Origin of the sequence: Methylobacter sp. BlB1, assembly GCF_015476545.1 — a bacterium.
Lineage (GTDB): Bacteria > Pseudomonadota > Gammaproteobacteria > Methylococcales > Methylomonadaceae > Methylobacter.
Genome location: NZ_JADMKV010000034.1, coordinates 26,194 through 46,009 on the forward strand (window position 1 = coordinate 26,194; position 19,816 = coordinate 46,009).

Sequence of the window (19,816 nt, forward strand, 5' to 3'; positions counted from 1 at the left end):
AAATTTCTGCCTCGAACACTTTTACCAATTGAGTACTGGCAAATCGGCGCGCGGGTGAAAATCCACCTGAATCGGATTTTGGCGATCGGCGGGATAAAGAATATTTCCCGGGTTGCAATCCCCGTCGTATTCATAAATACCTATGGCATTTTTGCCTATGGGAATATCAGTTATTACGGTGCCACTTTGATCTTTAAAGTTTGAAAATCGTAACTCCTGATAATTACCATTTTCTTTAATAGTCACAGGGGCGCTTGAGACATATTTAAATGCTCCATTGGCGCGATAAAATATATTCATGCAAATGTTTTGTGTCCAATAGATTGAATAAGGGCCGGACAGCGGAATGGTATAAATAGTATCGCCAAACCAACTTTCTTGTTGATTTTCACAATCATTTTTTTGTGTAATTGTGCCATTCGAACAACTCCGCCAAACAAGAGGTGTTGCGCACTCTGTTTTCGTTGTTTTTAATTGATCGGAACATCCATATCCTTCTCCATACCAGATACCACCCGCTGACTCGCAAGCCGATCTAGTTGCACTGGCTCCAACGGAGCAGGTAGTCCATATTCCTGATGCTCCCGTGCAACTATCTTGATTGAAATAACCAGCATTACTACAGCCTCCGTACCAGATTCCTCCCGCTAGCTCGCAGGCTGATTTGGTTGAAATTGTAGGGTCAGAACACTTGGAAACAGTAGTATGTGGGTTATAAGGTTTAATTAGGCTAATACTTATCCCTCCCGCAATATCTACTTGCCAATCCTGGCTTTTCACTGCGGGCTGAGTTTCGAGTGCAGGATAATCGGCATCATAATCCACACCGCCGGAAACGTGATCCTTGCCGTAACTCTGAATTAGTAGGTCGTTGGTAGAAGTCGCGTAATACCATCCATAATTGTTGTCGCTAACTAGTGGTGTCCACACTGCGGTGTTTGCTTCGCAAGTGGTTTGGTTAGTATAAATGATATTGGAGCAGTAACCTTGCGCCGGACGTCCCCAACCATCGGTAAAAGCATCGCTATCAGCCGGATTGCCGGAGATATTCAAATATGGCCCGTTCCAGCCGCCATAAAACAAATGGGTCCATGAGCCGGAATTGGCAAGGCATTGGGTTTCGTTGGGAAAATTCAGGTTACAAAAGCCATAGCTTTTGCGCCTAAACCAAACAGCATCTGGGGTGTTTTCACAATCGGCTTTGGTAAGTTTTGTAGCATCTGAACAATAGCTGGAGAGTTGAATCAACTCCTTGATACTTCCCGGCAACCTCCCCATATCCGCCACAAACCCACTGATAGCCTGCTGGCCGTTGATAATCTGCCGGGGATTGCCGAGGATGGCTTCCCTGATGCGATCCAGTCGCTCCTGGGTCTGCTCGTAACGGACCTGAAAACTCAAGCCGTTGGTTTCGCGTATGGCGACGCTGGCCAGCAAAGTGATAAGCAGCAGCACAACCGTCATTTCGATCAATGTAAAGCCCTGAACCAGGGTAGAGGATGTTTTGTTCATAAGCCGATGAGTATCCGATTGTCAGTTGCTTGGCGATGTCAAAACCTGTAGGCCATGCCCAGATTGAAGCCGTAGGAATCCCAGTTCACGCCGTTGAACCGGGTTTCACCGGTTGAACCATCTGAAAAATAGGTTTTGCTGATGCCTTTGTTGTTGGCTTTCCATTTCTGATAGTCGGCAGACAGGCTGACCGTCCAGGCCGGATTGATGCGGTAGCGCCCGCCTGCCGAGGCTACAATACCGTCGCCTTCCGCTTCATCGGTGAAACTTTTGGGATGCTGAAAATCCTCGCGCAGGTTCCAGTTGCCGGTGCCTTCGAAATCAACCCAATGATATTCGACCGATCCCTGTAGGGAGAGGCGGTCGGTCAGGAACAGTTGTGTTCCCAGCCCGCCCCAGGGACCGAAAAAGGTCGCTTCGTAAGTGCTGTCCAGACCGCCGAAATGGCCCAGCGCCGGTATGACCTGGATGCCATTGGTGTCATTGAACTGCTGGGTATGGAAGGCGTAGCCGACTTTGGGCGTCAGGCGCAGACGGGGTGCAAAGCGCTTGCCGCCTATGTCGAGGTGATAGCCGAGCCCGCCTGATACTTCGATTGTCGCGCCATCGTCGCTGGCGCTGTAGGAGCGCGAGAATTCGCCCTGGCGATTATCCTGCTTGTAATCGGAATCCTGATTATGGCCATCGACAACCTGGCCGTAAGCGAACTTGCCTTCCGCATGCCAGTGATCGGCATAGGTAACGTCGATGCCGGTTTCGAACATGGCGCTTTCTACGTCCTTCCATTGCAGTTCGGATACAACATCAGGCGAGTCTGACGGAGCGGCGATAGTCCAGTCCAGATCATCCTGCCGGTAGCCGCCTTCAATATAATAATCAAACTGGAATTCCGGGCTGTCATTGTAATGCTCCGGTTCCTGATAGTTTTCGGCGACGGCCGGGCCATTGGCGGCAAGGCTGATGGTTTGACCCTGATGGGTCGTTGCGGGCCCGCCCGAAGGCGGTTCGGTAAAAATGACCATGTGCATCGGCCTGCCGCCGCTGCTGTTTTCGCGACTGTCTGTCAATGGCGGTTCACCGGCTGGCGCTTCAAAAACATGCATTTTCATGTCCGGCACGGCGCCTGAGGCGATGCCCGCTGCCTGCGCCGCTAAAGGACAGCAGACGAGTAATGAACCGATACGTGTTAAGCTGCATTTCTTGACCATGATGTTCCTTAGGTGTCCCTAACGAGCCGCAGGGGCCACAATTTCCTCGAACGGCTGGGAGGAAATCAGGTACAGATAGGTCGTCGCATGGCTCTGTTCGCTTTGCCCGGCCAGCGTTTCGTTTTCGATCGTGGAAGCCAGCCAGCGGCCTTTCAGGCGGCGATAATCGACCGTCACCCGGTCATCCGAGACATTGTGCAGTTCCACGGCCGTGACATAAATGCCGCCCTGGCGCCAGCCGGCAATCGGCAGCGCCTTGATTCTGGCATCGTAGGTCAGGTCGACCGGCTCGAACTCGCTCAGCCTGACAGGCGTGATCTTGGGATCGATCTTGCGCTGTTCGGGCGGCAGCCGGATGGCTTCCGACGCATAGCGGGTCAGGTCCACATAAATCTGCTGGGCAGGCGAGGGCGCCGGCGCCGCTGCTGATGGTGACGCAGCCCGGCGATTTTCCGGGAATTCCCTCGAATCGCCGCGGCCGCGGTATTTATCGAAGGCATCTTGCTTGCTGTACTCCTTGAAAGGCTGCTCCAGCACATAGCCTTTATGGCGCCGGTCCGGATTGGAATAGACGTCCAGTGTGCCGGCGTCCAGCGCATTCGGATGGATGCTGTTTTCCTCCAGGACTTCGTGGCTGACGCCGGCCGCTTCTGTCGGCGTTTCCATGATATGTGGCTTGATGATGATGACCAATTCGCGGCGCGTGCGCGATTGGCCGTCTTCCCGGAAAAAGAAGCCCAGGCCCGGAATGTCGCCGAGTATGGGCACTTTTTTCTCGCTGTTGCTGGCCGCTTCCTGGATCAGGCCGCCGACGGCGACCGCGGTCGAATCCTTGGCGACGATCGTGCCGCTGAACGTGCGTTCCTGCACCAGATCGATATTGGCATCCTGTAGGGTCTCACCGATTTGCACCGGAATCGTGCCTTTGGCGGCCGACAAGGTGGATTGCTCGACCAGTATCTGGATGCCGACCGTTCTGTCCGAATTGATATTCGGCGTCAGCAGCAGGGTGGTGCCGATGGCGCGCACGTCGGTCTCAGGGACCAGAATCGGCTGCTGCACGACGTTTGCCGTGCCGAGCCCGGCTCCGCTGGCCACGGTGGCCGATGCCGAATAACCGCTGATGATGGGCCTTTCCTCGCCGACAAACACGCGGCTGACTTCCTGGTTGGTCGTCATCAGCATGGGGGTGGCCAGCTCCGTGACGCGACCTTCTCTTTCCAGCAATTGCAGGCGGGCTTCGAAATTATTGCTGACCACTGTAGCCAGCAGTGACGGATCGAAAGCTGCGGATGCGGCTCTCAGGCCGGTATCGAAAATTTCCTGAGCTCCGACGGTATTGGAGGCGCCCAGTGTAGCTACATTGGCGTTATTGGTCTTGAGCTTGAAGTCGAACAGCGAGTCGTAGCCATCCGATAAATCGATGGACAGGACTTTAACCTCCATCAATAACATGGAACTTTCGGTGTCCAGTTTCTTGTATAACTGGCGGATTTCATTCATCGCATCCTGGTCGCGGGTGCGGACCAGCACTCGGTTCTGGTGCTTGATGACGCCGACATAAATCGGCGCCTGATGACGGATGGTCTGATCCAGCAGTCCGCTGCTCTGGGCTATATCGCCGGTGATTAAACCCTGTGTACCTTCTTTGGAATCGGCGAATTTGCGCAGGATATCGGTGCTGACCCGTAGTTGTTCTTCCAATTCAATTTCTCTGTTGCTGTTTTCCTGTCCTCTGGCAGAGACACCTACCTGGTTGCCCAACATGCCGACGCTGCCGGCATTGATACTGGTCGAGTTGCTGCCGCTTCCGCCGGTGTTGCCACCGCCGCCGCCTGAGCCGCCACGGGACGAGGTCAAGGTTGAGCGGCCGTCGATCATATTGAAGCGTTGAAAACGCTGGGACAGGTCCGTCATGATTTCTCTCTCGTTTTTTCCATAACTCAACGTGACGCGTTCCGAAAACAGGTTTTTGATGGTCTCGGCCAGATCCAGCGCATTTTTGGCGTTCTTCATCGTGAAGATTTCCGTTTCTTCCTTTTTGAATTCGACCTGTTCCAGCCGGTATTCCTTGACCGTGTAGATGCGCACGATGTTGGAGTTGACGTCGCGCTGATACCAGAGGTTGTAGGTTTTGGCGATGGCATCGATCACTTCCATGGACGTCACGCGGCGCAGGAACATCGTGACTTGTATCTCGGCGGCTTCCTTGGAAGCGATGATATTCAGGTCGGATTGCTCGGACAGAATGCGCAGGGCATCGCCGACAGTAATGTCGCGGAATTCGATCTGCTCGATGACCTGTCCGGGATCGGCGTGCGCATCCGTCAGCAAGGAAGGCTGCAGCAGCGATAAGGCCAGCACGGCGGCGGTAAAACGGGATTTTGAAGAAAACTTAGGCATAAATAATTAATTCTGGCGTAGCAGCATCGAGGATTCCGGCATCAGTTCATGCTCATGCTGTAAATCGTCATCAGCGTAAAATAATGGTTTCGTTGCTCGGGAAGATCCTTACCTGCACATGATCCTTTTGTATTTCCAATACCTGGATTTCGATCAGTTGATTTTTTTCAATAAAGGTAATTTTGTCGTTGACGCTCACCATCTCGGTCTTGCCGTTGACCCGCAGCATGGCGTGGTTCTTGCCTTTATGCATATTGCAGGCGCTGGCCGCCAGCGAGATGTCGGGCAGGTTAGGGGCGGCTGAAGCGTTAACCGCATTGCCCGCTGCAGGGGAGCGGCTGGTGACGTGTTTTAACGCATCCCTGAAGTTCTCGTTCAGGCGGGTCGGGTCCTGCAGCTCATCTTTTGATTGGTTTTTCTTGGCCTGCGCCTGTTGATCGGACGGCTCCTGCGATTTTCTCAGCCGTTGCTCGAACTGGCTGGTGATGACAGTCGGATCGGGCAGGGCGTCCGCCGTTTCCTGGACAGGTGCGGCTGCCGGAACTGCAGCGTCTTCTTGCCCGACAGACAGGGACGGGAAACACAACAGCCACAGCGCCGCCAGTTTAAGCGATGGCATCTTCATGAAGGGCTTCCTCCCGCGGCGGAAAACATGGCCACTAAAAAAGCGGCATAAACAAAGCCGACGAGGCCGCCGACAAAAATGGTCATGATCGGCGCAATCATGCCGGTCAAGGTGGCGATGGCCTGCTGCAGCAGTTCATCGTGGTATTCGGTCATTTCAAACAGAATTTCGTCGAGCATCCCCGAGTTTTCGCCGACGCGCGTCATTTGCAGTAATAAAGGCATATAGCCGGATTCGGTTTCCAGTGGATCGGCCAGCGATGAGCCTTGCAGTACGCGGCTGCGGGCAAAGGCGATGCGGCTGGCCATGTATTTGTTGACGTGCAGTTTTTCCATCGTCTCCAGCGCGTCGACCATGACCACGCCGCTGCGCAGCAACAAGCCCATGGCCCTGGAGAACAGCACCGTGCCGGACAGACGCAGGACATAGCCGAAGAGCGGCAGCTTCAGCGCCCATTTGTCTATCAGCCAGCGGCTGGTCGGCAAGTTATAAAGGACGATAAAAGCCACTATTGAGGCGATTGCGAAAACGGCCATGGTCAGGCCGTTGGCCAGCATCCAGTCGGAGGTGTCGATCAGGGCCTGCGTCACCGGCGGCATCGGTTTGCCCATGATCTGCAGCAGTTTTTTAATCTCGGGAATGATGCTGGTCAGCATGAAGATCACTAGGCCGATTGCAAATAGCATAGTGAAGACCGGATAGCGCAGAGCCGTGACGATCTGCTTTTTCAGTTTGCGGCTGGATTTGACTTCCTTGGCCGCCTCGTCCAGGACCGTGCCCAGATGGCCGGTCTGCTCGCCGACGTGGATCAGCTGGATCGTGAACTCACTGAAGGCTTTATGCTCAGCCAATGCGTCCTTGAACGAGCTGCCTTGCTGGATGCGCTTGGCCAGCCTTTCCCAGGTAGGGCGTGCGCCGGCCCGGCAAAACTTCTGAGTCAGGCTCAAGGCGTCGAGCAGGCTGATGCCGCTGCGCAGCATGACCGCGATCTGATGAAATTCATGTTCGATGTCGGATGAATTGAATGCGCGGTAAGCGAACGGGTTGAGGCTGAAGGATTTGACGGCGCCGCCGTCTTTTTTAAGCTCTTCGATTTTAAGCGGCAGCAGGCCCTGCTCGCGCAACGCCAGAATCGCCGACTCGCGGGTCGCGCTTTCGATGGTGTCAGTGCGTTGCTGGCCGCTGCGGTCGCGGGCGAGATAGGTAAATACAGGCATTAGCGGACCGCCGGATTGTTAAACAGGCATAAGTTTTCAATCATCGGCTTTACCATGACGAAGCGATCTGAACGACTTCGGAAACCGACGTGACGCCGGCGATCAATTTGGATACCGCATCGTCCAACAAACTTTTGATTCCCGTTGCGCGCATTTTCACTACCAGCTCGGCCTCGCCTTCGCCTTCGGCAACGGCGCGTGCCCAGTCCTCGCGCAGTTCCAGCAATTCGTAAAGCCCGATGCGGCCCGCATAGCCTTTGCCGCCGCAATAAATGCAGCCGGATGGATCGTGGATTATCCGGCCGGCCAGTTCGGGATGGCTGATCGATACGGCTTCCAGTTCCGTCATCGGCCTGGGTATGCGGCAGTATTTGCACAAGCGCCTGAGCAGACGCTGGGCCACGGCAAGCCGCAGGGCGGCCGCGACCAGATAGGGTTCGACGCCCATATCGGTCAGGCGCGTAACGGTTGCCGCAGCCGAGTTGGTGTGCAGCGTGCCCAGCACCATGTGACCCGTCAACGCCGCTTTGATGGCAATGTCGGCGGTTTCCTTGTCCCGGATCTCGCCGACCATGATCACGTCGGGGTCATGGCGAAGGACGCTACGCAGGGCTTTGGCGAAACTGACCTTGTCGGCGGCATCCACCTCGACCTGTGCGACGCCGCCGATTTCGTACTCGATCGGGTCCTCGATGGTGATGATGTTGACGTGCCGCTCTTCCAGCAGCATGCGGATGGCCGCGTACAGCGTTGTGGTTTTGCCGCTGCCGGTCGGTCCGGTCATGATCATCATGCCCTGGATGCGGCGCAGGAAGCCTTCGATCCTGTGCCTGTGATCTGGGTCGAAACCCAGATGCTCCAGCGTCAGCGAGTCGGTCTGCACGGCCAGAAGACGCATCGTGACGCGCTCGCCGTACTTGGTCGGCAAGGTTGCCACGCGCACGTCGATGCGCCGTCCGCCGGACACGAACTGATGCGAGAAGCGGCCGTCCTGGGGCTGGCGTTTTTCGGCGATATCCAGATAGGCCATGACTTTGAGGCGGCTGACCAGCTCGGTGTAAATGTTGGCATTGATATGGCTGTACTGCTCCAGCTGGCCGTCGACGCGAAAGCGGATGGTCGCCCCGTTAAAACCCGGATCGATATGGATATCGGAGGCCTGGCGCATGTAGGCGGCATAGAGCAGTTCGTCGCCGGTGCTGACGGCGCTGGAGCTGACTTCGGCGGTTTTGGGCAAGGCCTGAACCTGATGGCGGTTGTCGCCGTAGACCTGCTTGAGTTTTATGTCCAGCAAATCCGCATCGCCGGCCCATAGCCGGACGGGCATTTTCAGCAGCCGTTCCAGCAGGTTTGCCAGCGATGCGTTTTCAATATCCAGGCAGGCTACATGCATAACGCCGTTCAGTTCGATAAAGGGCAGGGCTTTCTGCCGCAGCGCAATATTGGCAGGCAGCTTTAGCGCGCAGGCGGGATCGATGCGCGCCAGGCCGATATCGAGCAGGTGCGTCTGAGGGTCCAGGCCGACGTGATCGATATATTCCACGGCCACCTGCAGCTTATCGCCTTCGGCCTGCACGCCACACACCCTGGCTTTGCGCGTAAAGCGCCGGTGTTGCGCCTCGATGCTGACCGTGAGAGTGCGACCCTCTTCGATCAGACCGGCGTGACCCGCAATAATCAGGCTGGCGCCGCTGTCGGAGGCTTCTTTGACATCGGCATGGCTTGCCGTGATGCCGTTTTCGGCAAACACGGCCGCGCGCCAGCCGCTGACAGGCTGGCGCTCTGCGCTTCTTTGTTCTGAAGCAGGCCTTTTAAGCTCTGATGGGTTTTGTCTCATGTATTTATAGTTATTATCATCGCGCAGAGAACTCAGGTGTTCTCTGCGTCTGTTCATTATTCAGTCAGGATTCGCGCCACCTGTGGGGGCGACTTCAGCCGCCCAGATCAAAAGGCGACTGCCAACAGTAGGCGCTTTAGGCAAAGTCGCCCCCACACAGGCGTTTATAAAAAACATATGCCCAATACGCTTACAGCCACAATTTCAACAGCCACTCCTGTTTTCCGTCGCCCTTGCCGTAGGCTTTCATCGTCAGCGATACCGGCAGCGCTTTAATGTCGCTGTCGGCCAATGTCGCCAGAGCCCGGTAGGTATCCAGATAGGTGCCGGCGAAACGGATATTTCTGATATTGATGGCAGCCGCTTTAGGGTTTTTCTCGTCAGGCTTTTTATCCTTGGGCGCTTTAGCTTTAGGATCTTTGGCTTTGGGATCGGCGGTTTCCTCCGGCGTTAAAAGATCCTTGAGCCAGTTCCGCGTGCTTTGAAGCGATTTAGGCAGATTTTTGTCGCTTGATTGGTCATTGGGAAGTTCATCAAGTATCTGCAAACGGTTGTCATCGAAGATAACGGTAATGCGGTCTATGGCGTCATTGGTCGAGCGTTCGGGCGATAAAAAACCGCTTTTGGCCGCCAGTGCCGCATGCAGGGTTTTGGATTCCTGTTCAAGCTTGGCGATCTCTTCCTCCAGCCGTCTTTTTTCCTGTTCCATGCCGGGCATCGCATCCGCGTTGATGCCTTTGCTGAACATTTCCATGTACTGTTGCTCGGCTTTTTTGGACTTTTCCGTGACAAAGCCGCTGATAATCGCAAAATAAACCACCAGCACGCCCAGCGCCGGCAGGATGCGTTTTAGCAATTGCTCTCGTTGTTGTTCAGGTGTCATAGTCATTCAGGCGCTGATCCGTTATTGTTTTTCCGGCTCATGATGAAACCCGTCGATGCCTTTATCGCGCAGGGCGATTTCAAATTCCCAGGGGCCGCCGTCTTCAAGCAGGTTCATGTTCTTTTTGGTCGGCGCCAGGATTTCCCAGCCCAGATCCGCCAGTTTCAGCTCCAGATAACCGGCCAGCTTGTTGGTCGAGACGGCGTCCAGACTGACGCCGCGGATTTTTATGTCATCGTTTTCGGCGACAACTTCCTCCAGCACCAGATTCTCGGGGCGGCCCGAGGCAACGGCGGCCAACAATCGCGAGGGGCGGTGCTGCAGCGCCTTGATCATTTGCGGCAACGTGTCCGAGTCGCCTTTGAGCTTGTCGAGCTTTGCTTTCAGCTTGTCGCGCTTTTCGCGATCGCCGGCTGAAGATTTGCGCAAGGCGGTCATCGAGGTTTCGACTTTCTTCAGCGCTTCGGCCTCCTGGGTGAAATGCTGGGCCTGATACAGATGCCAGCTCAAATGGCCGGCGCAGATCAGCACGGCTACGGAGCCGCCGGAAGCCATCAGTAAAAGATCCGTATTGAGCTTGGATTGATAGCGCAGCATCGGGGCCGGGGGCGGCGTTTTTCCGGCCAGCGAGACGGCCCATAAGGCCAGCCAGTCCGGCAGCCGTTCGGTATTGCCTAAATGCACCGTATAGGCGGTTTCAGGCAATAGTTCGATCATGTCGTTCAGCAGGGTTTCCGTGTGCGGAACCTCGCCCTGCTCATGCAGCCACTGTTCCAGTTGCGTGTGCCAATGACGGTAGTCAAGAGAGAACAGCTGCATGGAAAAACTGCTGTCGGGATGGCGCCGCAAGGCGACCAATTGCCTGGACCAGCATTCCAGTCTCAGCCAGTCCTCATGCTCCGGATTGGCCAAAGATTGCGGCATGGCAGCGGGATGCAGCAGGCCGCCCAGCTGGCTGCCGGCTTTTTTCAGGGCTTTGTGGACGTCCTCGAAATGCAGCTGGTTGATCTGGCTCACCCAGTATGTGCTCATTTCATCCTTGTTGCTGAGCAGGTGATAGGCCAGCTTTGCATCCAGCGCGGACTGGCCGGTCAGGCCTTCCAGCTCGAATTGCAGAGCCTGCAGCAGCGTGGCTTCGTCAACGCCTTCCACCTGCATGGAGGGAATGGTCAGCAAGGCGATCGGCAGACGCATGTACAACAGCCAGACCTTGCGGCCCAGCGGTCTGCTGCCGGCGGCGATCTGCGCGACACATTCAGGCAGTTTCGCCGTTGTCGGGCAACTGATGTCTGCCGTGCTCATATCGCCGATCAGCACGCCTGTCTTGTCGAAATCGACGCGAAAGGTTTTGGCCTCGGTGATGAACAGCAGGCTGTGAGCCGGGCGTTTTTTAAATAGGGGGAGTTTCATGGTTTAACTACAAATAAAACCTTAGGTTCGTTACAGCGTTAAAGAGGCGCAGCCAGCGGCCGAGCGTCTTAATGCCCATACCGCTGCATTCTTCTGAAAAACGCAGGGGTATGAGGTGGGTGAGGAGGCGTCCATGGCCTCTTCATCCGTCATCCGTGATAAACATCTCCTTGGGTATATCTTCCGTCATCCCTTGCGGAAAACCGCCGGGCGTCGGTTATTGGGGTGCCTATAGGCCCGGGGTAGTTGAATTGTTTCTGACTGATAGGATGGCCAATGCTGTTCTGTCCATCCTGTTAAGCCAAGTAGAGTGGGCACGAGAGGTCTATGTCCACTCTGCTTAGTTTGTGCATTTGCGGCGGATCGCTAACCGTCGATCCGCCTTAGGATTAAGGCCGGGCTGCCGGACAGCATGGCAACCCAACCTGCGCTACTTATCCGTTTTATGGATTAGTTAGCGGCTCTATTTTGCCAGCCTTGAGCCAGCAGTGTGTTTGCGCCAACCAGAGTTGTTGATTCAGTGTCTGGTACGTTAGCTACGACGCCCAAAAACTTCGCTGTCTCGGTAGTACCGGAGCAAGGCATGCCCATGGTTCCATTGCCAGAGTTAGCTTTATCCACTTGCAGGATAGCAATGAAGTGCGCATAAGCCTCTGCGGGTCCAGATTTGGCATCTTTAGGGAAGAACACAGGCGCGGCCGCCATCGTAGATTGAATCATTTCATTGTTATCGCCGATACCAACGCCAACGTAGTCATAACAACCGGAGTCATAGACCATTGGGTCGCGGCCTAATGCTTTCGCTAGATGCTCTTCAATAGTGGCGGCACCCGCTGCTGCAACTAAGGCATATCCCGTAGTACCGTCATAACCAGCTGTACCTCCCATCGGTACTGTAGCTGGTCCAGTAGGATCATTGAGGTAAATCATGGCTGTGCTGGTGCCAAACGTTTTATTTGCGATAGCAGGATCATTTGCCACCGCCATGCTGATTCCGGAAGCCGCCAGCGATTGTGCTTGAATAGAGTCAGCCGCAATGGTAGTTGCCGTGAACGTGGTAGGATTCGCCAAGCCGCAATAAATGCCCCATTGAGTTTGAGCACCGGTGCAAGACCCTGTTCCCGCATCAGCTGTAGCATTGGTTAATGTGTCCACATGTGGCGGTAGTCTGCCTTTTTCAGTTAAATAACGCGACATTGCGTTATTTAACTGCGTAATGTTATTGGAGTTGGTGCTGTCATGAGTGGTCTGCGTAAAGCTGCCGACATAGGGCACCAGCAAGCCTGCCAAACCGATCAGAATCAACAATACCACCGTCAATTCGATTAAAGTCATACCCGCCTGGCGAGTCATATTGTTATAATGCTTCATGAAGGGTTACTCCCTATTTTTATTAGTTAATGATTAAGTTTAAGTTGCCATTAACAAAGTTGTTGGCGGCAGAGCTCGACCCTCTGCCGCCAACCGGGGGTAACCTTTCCCCCACCCTCCTAAAATACCTTTAGTTCGCCATCCCGGCTCTGCCCATCCTGGAACGAATTAACTCGCATGGTCACAATGTATAAAGCAATAGCTGTGCCAGAGTTATAAGTTATTGATTTCAGCAAAAATAATATTTTTAATTGAAGGCTATTTTAAAAAAACCTTAAATGGTATTTTAAAAACTGTGTGAAATGCCGCACTACTGTGTGAAATGCCGCATTTTTTGTAAGTTATATGTAAGCCTAACCTAGATAGATTTGTAAGTAACTGTTTACAAAAGAGCATTATTTTTTGCTTGAAACATACCTTAAAAAAATTGTGTGAAATGCCGCATTTTTTGTAAGTTAGGGTGGCGCATGAGCTAATTCGCTACTATTAAAGCCGATACCCTCAAAATGTCCGGGCTATGCGCGGTTAGTGCGGTAGGCTGGGGTGGGGCTTTATCGGAAACCCGGCATAGGCGACTCCGAAATGCTGGGTTTACCAACCCAGCCTACCGCTGTCAAAAGCGGCGGTGCTCGGCGCGGCAAAAACAAGCTAATGCCCGCTATTGACATCCATTTATGACTTCGATCCCGCACTGAAATTGATCCGATAGAGGCAAACCGGCCGGGAAAGCGCTATGATAATCCAGCACGATTTGTTGAATTTAACCGACAGGACAATTACATGAACAAAAAAGTCTTACACTGCTTGATACTGCTGGCCTTGACGCCTGTTGTCGCCCATGCGGAGTACCCTAACATGAGCCAGGAGCAAATGCAGAACATGATGGCGCAGGCCCAGAAAATGCAGGCTTGTTTCAGTCAGGTCGATCCGGCGGCCATGCAAAAAATGGCTGAGCAGGGACAAGCTTTCCAGGCCGAGATTTCAGCTATGTGTAAAAGCGGCGATCGCGATGGCGCCCAAGAACGGGCCATGGCGTATGCGAAGGAAATGATGAACGATAAAGCTTTTCAGGTCATGAAAAAATGCGGCGAAGAGATGGCCCAGACCATGCCGCAAATGAATATGGTCAAGGATTACAGCGATGCCAAACAAGGCCATGTCTGCGACAACCACTAGGGCTTAAGGACGGCCTGCCATCCATCGCCTCCTGAAGCTGCACAACAATAAAAAACTGTGAGAGGGTATTATGATATATCAAGTCGAAGGTGACATTCTGTTGAGCAAGGCCTACGCCATCGCACACGGCGTAGGGCTCAATGATCCGATGGATAAAGGCCTGGCGCTGGCGCTGCATACCCGGCATCCGGCCATGCGCAGGGATTTCGAGCGCTGGTGCCATCAGCACAATACCAGGCCCGGCGAAGCGTGGCTGTGGGTCGGGCCCGATAACGCCCACATCGTCAACTTGATCACGCTGGAAAACGTGGATTCTCCCGAGCATCATTTCGGCAAGGCGACGCTCAGCAATCTGAAGCATGCGCTGGATGCCCTGGTGAAAATCATTGCAAAAGAAAAAATACCCTCGATTGCCTTGCCGCGGCTGGCGACAGGCACGGGCGATCTGGACTGGGATGACGTATGGCCGCTGATAGAAAACAGCCTGGGCGAACTTGATATTCCGGTGTATGTCTATACGACCTATCATGCCGGTCAGCACGCCCATGAACCGATAATTTAAACAGTGCCGGTAACTATTTATCCGCACATCCTTACTACCCTGGAAGAGAAGATCATCTTGCCTGAACCTATTCAATTAAAAATTCACCATGTCAGCATTCTTGTTGCCGATACGGCAAAAGCGCTGGCGTTTTACAGCGGCGTGCTGGGGCTGAAAACCTGCGAGCGCCCCCCGCTGCCGTTTCCGGGCGCCTGGTTGCAGCTCGGCACGCAGCAGCTTCATCTGATTGAACTGCCCAATCCCGATCAGGGCAGAATAGCGCCTCAACATGGCGGTCTGGATCGGCATACTGCTTTTCTGGTCAATGACTTCCAGGCCGCCAAGCGTATTCTGGAACAGCAGGGCATTCACTATACGTTGAGCAGATCTGGCCGCCCAGCCCTGTTCTGCCGCGACCCGGACGGCAATGCCGTGGAGCTGATTCAGGACCCGGATGTCGTGCAGTAGGGTACGCACCGCGTACCTTTTGAGAGGCTTCAAAAACTGAATAATGGTACGCGATGCGTACCCTACCGATCCCCATCGGACAGTCCCAAGCGGAACGGGGTTTGCAACCCCGTTCCTAACGTTTCCATGATGTCTGGGTTAAGTAGCTGCTCTTGATCTGCGTGAAACATTTCGGACGGGGCAGCATGCCCCATCCGGCTTGAGTGCGAATGAATTCGCACCTACACAATCGCTTTGACCGCATCGGCCAGCAGGGCGTCGAGGTTGATGCAGGACGTCGGATGATCGATGCTGTCCGTGCTCCAGATGGCTTTGATGCCGGCTTCGAGAATGTGGGCTTCGGCGTCGCTGCAGAACAGCGGGTGTGTGACGGCGACATAAATGTCGCCGGCGCCGGCCGCTTGCAGCAGACGAGCCGCCTTGGTCAGCGTTCTGCCGGTGCTGGCCATGTCGTCTACAATCACGACAGGCTTGTTGGCGTAGTCTTTTGCCGGCAAAGTCATTTCAACATGTTTGTCGCCCAGCCGCTCTTTGTGCGCGATCGCATAGTCAAAGCCGATTTGCTGCGCGATTCTTGCGACCCATTGTTCCGATTCGCTGTCCGGCCCCAGCAGTACGGCGTAATCGAGCTGTCTTGCCAGAAAGCAGCCGATTTCATCGGCTGCCGTCAGGCTGATCGCATTTTTGATCGGAATGGCCTGATCCAGTGACGCGATGCGGTGCAGGTGCGGGTCGACGGTCAGTACGTCATCGAACAGACCGGCCAGCATTTTACCGATGATGCGCTGGCTGACCGCTACGCCCGGTTGATTGGCGAAATCCTGGCGCATATAGCTTAAGTAAGGCGCAACCAGCGTCAGGCGTTTGACGCCCAGTTCGCGGGCCGTAGAGGCGCACAGCAGCAGTTCGATCAGTTTGTCGTTGGGCTGGTTGAGGCTGCGGCAGACGATAACGTGTTCCGGCAATGACGGCGGCAGCTGCACAAAGCTCTCGCTGTCGGGAAAGTGGTGTACCGTGACTTCGGCCAGTTCGGCATTCAGGCGGCTTGCCAGCCGTTGCGCCTGGCTCAGATAATCGGGGAAGGCAAGTATGATCATGGTGGATTCCGGATTAGAAGGCGATCAGCGAGGTAAGCGCCAGCTCGTCGCCGCCAATGGTGTAGCCGTTATTTTGCGCGGACAGATTCTTGGCGAAGGTGAAATCGGCCGGGAATTCGGCATGGATGCGGTACAAAACATCGCCTTTTTTCACCGGATTGCCCAGTTTTTTGAACAAGTCGACTCCCGCTCTTTTCAGCATGGGGGCTCCGGCAAGGCTCGCGATTTTAGCCATCTGGAAGTTGTCGATATTGGTGATGAAGCCGTCGCGGTCGGCATAGACTTCATGGCAGAGTTTTCCGGCATGCAGGTCGATCGGCTTGGGGCCTTGCGCCTGAATCAGCGCCTTCATCTTGGCCCAGGCCCGGCCGGATTCCAGGATGTCGCGGGCGATGGCGTAGCCCTGGCCGCCGCGCACGTCGGGATCGAATTCGATGATCCGGCCGGCCAGTTGCAGGGACTTTTGGCGCAGGTCGGTTGATGCATCGGGATCATTCTGCAATACCTGCATGATATCCCGGGCTTCCAGCACCGGGCCTATGCCGCGGCCGATCGGCTGGCGGCCGTCGGTGATCATGACTTCCAGATGGATGTCAAGACGGTCGCCGACGAACTCGAACAATTTGCGCAGGGCCAGGGCCTGGCGCATGTGCCGGACTTTGGCCGTGGGGCCGACGGGAATATCGATTAGCAGATGCGTGGAGCCGGCGGCAAGTTTTTTGGACAGGATCGAGGCCACCATTTGCCCTTGTGAATCGATGCCCAGCGGGCGTTCGACGGAAATCAGCATGTCATCGACCGGCGCCAGCCGGGCCGTTCCGCCCCAGGCCAGGCAGCCACGTTCCTTGCGCACGATTTCATGCATCTGGTCCGGCGACAGATTGACTTCGGCCAATACTTCCATAGTATCGGCCGTGCCGGCCGGCGAGGTGATGGCGCGGCTCGATGTCTTCGGAATCAGCATGCCGTGCGCGGCGACGATCGGCACGACCAGCATCGAGGTGCGGTTGCCGGGAATGCCGCCGATGCAGTGCTTGTCGGCGACCAGCGGCTCCTGCCAGTCGATGCGCTCGCCCGATTGCAGCATGGCTCGGGTCAGGTAGAACAGTTCGTCTCGGTCCAGGTTATTTTGCCCCGTGGCGACCAGGAAGGCGGCCATTTCCATTTTCGAATAGCGGGCTTCGGCGATATCGGTGGTGATGCCGATGAAGTCATCCTGGCTCAAGCGTTCGCCTTCAATCTTGCGGCGCACGGCATCCATGGATTTGGGGTGTTCGGCATGATCGACCGTCACGAGAGATTCTTCGGCGACGTTCAACTGTGTGAACGCCTGTTCGGACAAGCCCAGCTGGTCCGGCAGCACGATCGATGAATCATCGACGACATTGAGCACGGCAACCACTTTGGCGCCATTGGCGCTGACCAGGATTTTGGACAGCGCCTGGAACCCTTCAGCGCGATAGATACCGCATTCGCGATGCATATAAGCCACGTTTTCATGATAGGTATCGATAGCGATACGGCGTATTTTCAGGGTGTCGGTGCTCATGGGTAAACTGTTCAGTCGGACGATGGGGTCGATGATGCGATCTGGACCGGTCGTTGTCAACAAACGAATGCGCGGATTTGGGATTTGCACAGGCCCCGGTCAGGGCCTATCATGCGTTTTACTTTGCTTTTTAATTTTGGGGAACGGCATGGAAAAATGCGCATGGGCACTGGCAGGCCCCCTGGAAGAACAATACCATGATCTCGAATGGGGCGTTGCCGTGCATGATGATCGGCTGCTTTTTGAATTTCTGATACTGGAAGGCGCGCAGGCAGGCTTGAGCTGGGCCACGATTTTAAAAAAGCGCGCCGGTTATAAAAACGCTTTCGATGATTTTGATGTCGAAACAGTGGCCGGCTACGATGCCATAAAAATCGACGAACTATTGTCCAATCCGGACATTGTCAGGAACAAACTGAAGGTGCAGGCTGCAGTCAGCAATGCCCGGGCTTTTTTAAAGGTCCGGCAGGAATTCGGCACATTCAACGATTATATCTGGCAATTCGTTGACGGCCGGCCCGTGCGCAATGCCTGGAAAAGCGCGGCCGAAATTCCGGCGGCGACGCCGGCATCGGATCTCATGAGCAAGGACCTGAAGCGGCGCGGCTTTAAATTCATGGGCAGCACGATCTGTTATGCCTATATGCAGGCGGTAGGCATGGTCAATGATCATACGGTCGATTGTTTCAGATACGGGCAAGTCTAAGAATTCATGCGATTAATGAAAACATCAAAAACGACCTATCACTATTACAATGACGGCGAGGCGCTTTCGCCGTGGCGGGAATCGCTCAATGAGGTTATTTTCGGCTCCGAGACGCCTATGGGCAGGGCGTTCGACATCGGTTTGAGCATCAGCATCGTGCTCAGCGTGATCGTGATCATGCTCGACAGCGTCGAGGCTATTCAAAGCCGGTACGGGCAAGCCATTTATATTACTGAATGGCTATTTACCCTGCTGTTTACACTGGAGTACGGATTGCGCCTGATCAGCGTGCGCCGGCCCTGGCTGTATTTCACGAGCTTCTTTGGTCTGGTCGATCTGGTTTCGATACTGCCCAGCTATCTGATTCTGCTGTTTCCGGGTGCGCAGTCCATGCTTGCCATACGCATTTTACGGCTGCTTCGGGTTTTCAGGATTCTCAAGCTGTCGGCTTACATGAATGAAGCGCAAATCATGATGACGGCATTAAGTAAAAGCTCGCGAAAAATCATGGTTTTTCTTTATTCCGTATTTATGATCGTGGTTGTGCTCGGCTCATTGGTTTATGTCGCAGAAAGCAGGGAAGCCGGTTTTACCAGCATTCCTGTATCGGTCTACTGGGCTATCGTGACGCTGACGACGGTCGGTTATGGCGATATTTCGCCGCAAACGCCGCTGGGCCAGTTGCTCGCTTCTACGATCATGATCATGGGTTATGGCATTATTGCGGTGCCTACCGGCATCTATAGCGCCGAGTTGATCAGGACGTACACAGAAGGCAAAGTCAGGAATGACGCCTGTCCCGATTGCGGGCGGACTGGGCATGATTTCGATGCCGATTATTGCAAATACTGCGGCCATGCCCTGGAAGATTAGCCTGTCACGGCTTAAGTTGTTTAATTTATTTTGGAGGAGTCTATCGCTATGCGTTATCTGCACACCATGGTTCGGGTCAAAGACCTGGACGAATCGCTCGATTTCTATTGCAACAAGCTGGGGTTGGTCGAATCTCACCGGATAGACAATGACAGCGGCCGTTTCACCCTGGTCTATCTGCATGCCCCGCGCGACGCCGAATTGGCCGCCAAAACCCATGCGCCGCTAATTGAGCTGACTTATAACTGGGATACCGAAGACTATGCCGGCGGGCGCAATTTCGGCCATCTGGCGTTTGAAGTCGATAATATCTATGAAACTTGCCGGAAGCTGATGGATGCCGGCGTGCTGATCAACCGCCCGCCGCGCGACGGCCATATGGCATTCGTGCGCTCGCCCGACAATATTTCCATCGAACTGCTGCAAAAAGGCCATGTGCTTGCGCCTGAAGAGCCGTGGTTTTCCATGCAGAACACCGGCAGCTGGTAGTTAAAAATTCCCTGTATATTTAATCTTGTGGTCCGCGGTCGGCTTCAGGCCGCGGACGATCAGAAGTTCCCTGTGTCCGTTATTTCGGGAACAATACGATAAGGTGTGCTAGTTCGTAGGACGCTGCCGACGTAAGGCCTGTTCTGAGCGCGGTTGAAGGGAGGCGCATCTGTCGCGAGTGATGCGCTGGAGATTATGGATTGGAATGAGGTTCCATAGACCTCTGGGCGACACCGCCGGTACGTATTCCTTCCAACAACTGAGGTGGGTAAGAATGTTTGTCTTGGATATAACTGCTGTGCTACAGTTTGCGCACAAGCTGTGCGTCTGGCAGCAGTATTTTATAGCGCCAGCTCTGTTCAGCAGTTAGTGGCAACACCCGTCAGTGAGAAGGACTTCCATGGCCAATGATTTCACCAAAACCCCTTACGATTCCTGGCAGCAGCAACGC

Annotated in this window: 17 protein-coding genes; 6 read left to right on the forward strand and 11 right to left on the reverse strand. The window is 54.6% G+C overall.

Annotated elements, in window-relative coordinates; translation table 11 throughout:
- Nucleotides 1-21: 21 nt before the first annotated feature.
- The 9 genes from IT781_RS13550 to IT781_RS13590 all read right to left on the reverse strand — a co-directional run bounded on the left by IT781_RS13550 (nt 22) and on the right by IT781_RS13590 (nt 12,466).
- Nucleotides 22-1,512, reverse strand: a complete 1,491-nt coding sequence (locus tag IT781_RS13550) for a prepilin-type N-terminal cleavage/methylation domain-containing protein (RefSeq protein ID WP_194970699.1) — start codon at nt 1,510-1,512, stop codon at nt 22-24.
- A gap of 38 nt (nt 1,513-1,550) precedes the next feature.
- A complete protein-coding gene (locus IT781_RS13555) occupies nt 1,551-2,720 on the reverse strand; it encodes an outer membrane beta-barrel protein (protein ID WP_194970700.1) in 1,170 nt (389 codons plus the stop codon).
- 18 nt (nt 2,721-2,738) lie between these two features.
- On the reverse strand, nt 2,739-5,123 hold the full coding sequence (locus tag IT781_RS13560; RefSeq protein ID WP_194970701.1) for a DUF3438 family protein: 2,385 nt from the start codon (nt 5,121-5,123) through the stop codon (nt 2,739-2,741).
- Nucleotides 5,124-5,193: 70 nt separating this feature from the next.
- A complete protein-coding gene (locus IT781_RS13565; RefSeq protein WP_194970702.1) occupies nt 5,194-5,748 on the reverse strand; it encodes a hypothetical protein in 555 nt (184 codons plus the stop codon).
- Nucleotides 5,745-6,965 (reverse strand): type II secretion system F family protein, encoded by a 1,221-nt coding sequence (locus IT781_RS13570; protein ID WP_194970703.1) that lies wholly within the window; start codon nt 6,963-6,965, stop codon nt 5,745-5,747. Before IT781_RS13570 ends, IT781_RS13565 begins: the two co-directional genes overlap by 4 nt.
- 49 nt (nt 6,966-7,014) lie before the next feature.
- Nucleotides 7,015-8,859, reverse strand: coding sequence for a GspE/PulE family protein (locus IT781_RS13575; protein ID WP_228779144.1), 1,845 nt, complete (start codon nt 8,857-8,859; stop codon nt 7,015-7,017).
- A gap of 133 nt (nt 8,860-8,992) precedes the next feature.
- Nucleotides 8,993-9,691, reverse strand: coding sequence for a hypothetical protein (locus tag IT781_RS13580; RefSeq protein ID WP_194970704.1), 699 nt, complete (start codon nt 9,689-9,691; stop codon nt 8,993-8,995).
- Nucleotides 9,692-9,706: 15 nt separating this feature from the next.
- The gene (locus tag IT781_RS13585) at nt 9,707-11,095 is read right to left on the reverse strand and encodes a hypothetical protein (protein WP_194970705.1); all 1,389 of its coding nucleotides are present in this window, start codon (nt 11,093-11,095) and stop codon (nt 9,707-9,709) included.
- Between the two features lie 450 nt (nt 11,096-11,545).
- A complete protein-coding gene (locus tag IT781_RS13590) occupies nt 11,546-12,466 on the reverse strand; it encodes a type II secretion system protein (RefSeq protein WP_194970706.1) in 921 nt (306 codons plus the stop codon).
- Between the two features lie 780 nt (nt 12,467-13,246).
- Between IT781_RS13590 and IT781_RS13595 the strand changes: the two genes are divergently transcribed.
- From IT781_RS13595 to IT781_RS13605, 3 genes are all read left to right on the forward strand, one after another.
- Nucleotides 13,247-13,642, forward strand: coding sequence for a hypothetical protein (locus tag IT781_RS13595; protein ID WP_194970707.1), 396 nt, complete (start codon nt 13,247-13,249; stop codon nt 13,640-13,642).
- Nucleotides 13,643-13,712: 70 nt separating this feature from the next.
- Nucleotides 13,713-14,204: a macro domain-containing protein gene (locus IT781_RS13600; protein WP_194970708.1), complete on the forward strand. Its 492-nt coding sequence runs from the start codon at nt 13,713-13,715 to the stop codon at nt 14,202-14,204.
- A 57-nt stretch (nt 14,205-14,261) separates the two neighbouring features.
- A complete protein-coding gene (locus IT781_RS13605) occupies nt 14,262-14,651 on the forward strand; it encodes a VOC family protein (RefSeq protein ID WP_194970709.1) in 390 nt (129 codons plus the stop codon).
- 221 nt (nt 14,652-14,872) lie between these two features.
- Here IT781_RS13605 and IT781_RS13610 read toward each other — a convergent pair whose 3' ends face one another.
- Both IT781_RS13610 and IT781_RS13615 read right to left on the reverse strand, forming a co-directional pair.
- A complete protein-coding gene (locus IT781_RS13610) occupies nt 14,873-15,748 on the reverse strand; it encodes a ribose-phosphate diphosphokinase (RefSeq protein ID WP_194970710.1) in 876 nt (291 codons plus the stop codon).
- Nucleotides 15,749-15,761: 13 nt separating this feature from the next.
- On the reverse strand, nt 15,762-17,297 hold the full coding sequence (locus IT781_RS13615; protein WP_194970711.1) for a thymidine phosphorylase family protein: 1,536 nt from the start codon (nt 17,295-17,297) through the stop codon (nt 15,762-15,764).
- 148 nt (nt 17,298-17,445) lie between these two features.
- Here IT781_RS13615 and IT781_RS13620 point away from each other — a divergent pair, with 148 nt between their 5' ends.
- The 3 genes from IT781_RS13620 to IT781_RS13630 are packed head-to-tail and all read left to right on the forward strand — an operon-like array spanning nt 17,446 to nt 19,365.
- Nucleotides 17,446-18,003, forward strand: a complete 558-nt coding sequence (locus IT781_RS13620) for a DNA-3-methyladenine glycosylase I (RefSeq protein ID WP_194970712.1) — start codon at nt 17,446-17,448, stop codon at nt 18,001-18,003.
- A gap of 15 nt (nt 18,004-18,018) precedes the next feature.
- The gene (locus IT781_RS13625) at nt 18,019-18,876 is read left to right on the forward strand and encodes an ion transporter (RefSeq protein WP_228779145.1); all 858 of its coding nucleotides are present in this window, start codon (nt 18,019-18,021) and stop codon (nt 18,874-18,876) included.
- A 48-nt stretch (nt 18,877-18,924) separates the two neighbouring features.
- The gene (locus IT781_RS13630) at nt 18,925-19,365 is read left to right on the forward strand and encodes a VOC family protein (protein ID WP_194970714.1); all 441 of its coding nucleotides are present in this window, start codon (nt 18,925-18,927) and stop codon (nt 19,363-19,365) included.
- The last annotated feature ends 451 nt before the right edge of the window (nt 19,366-19,816 follow it).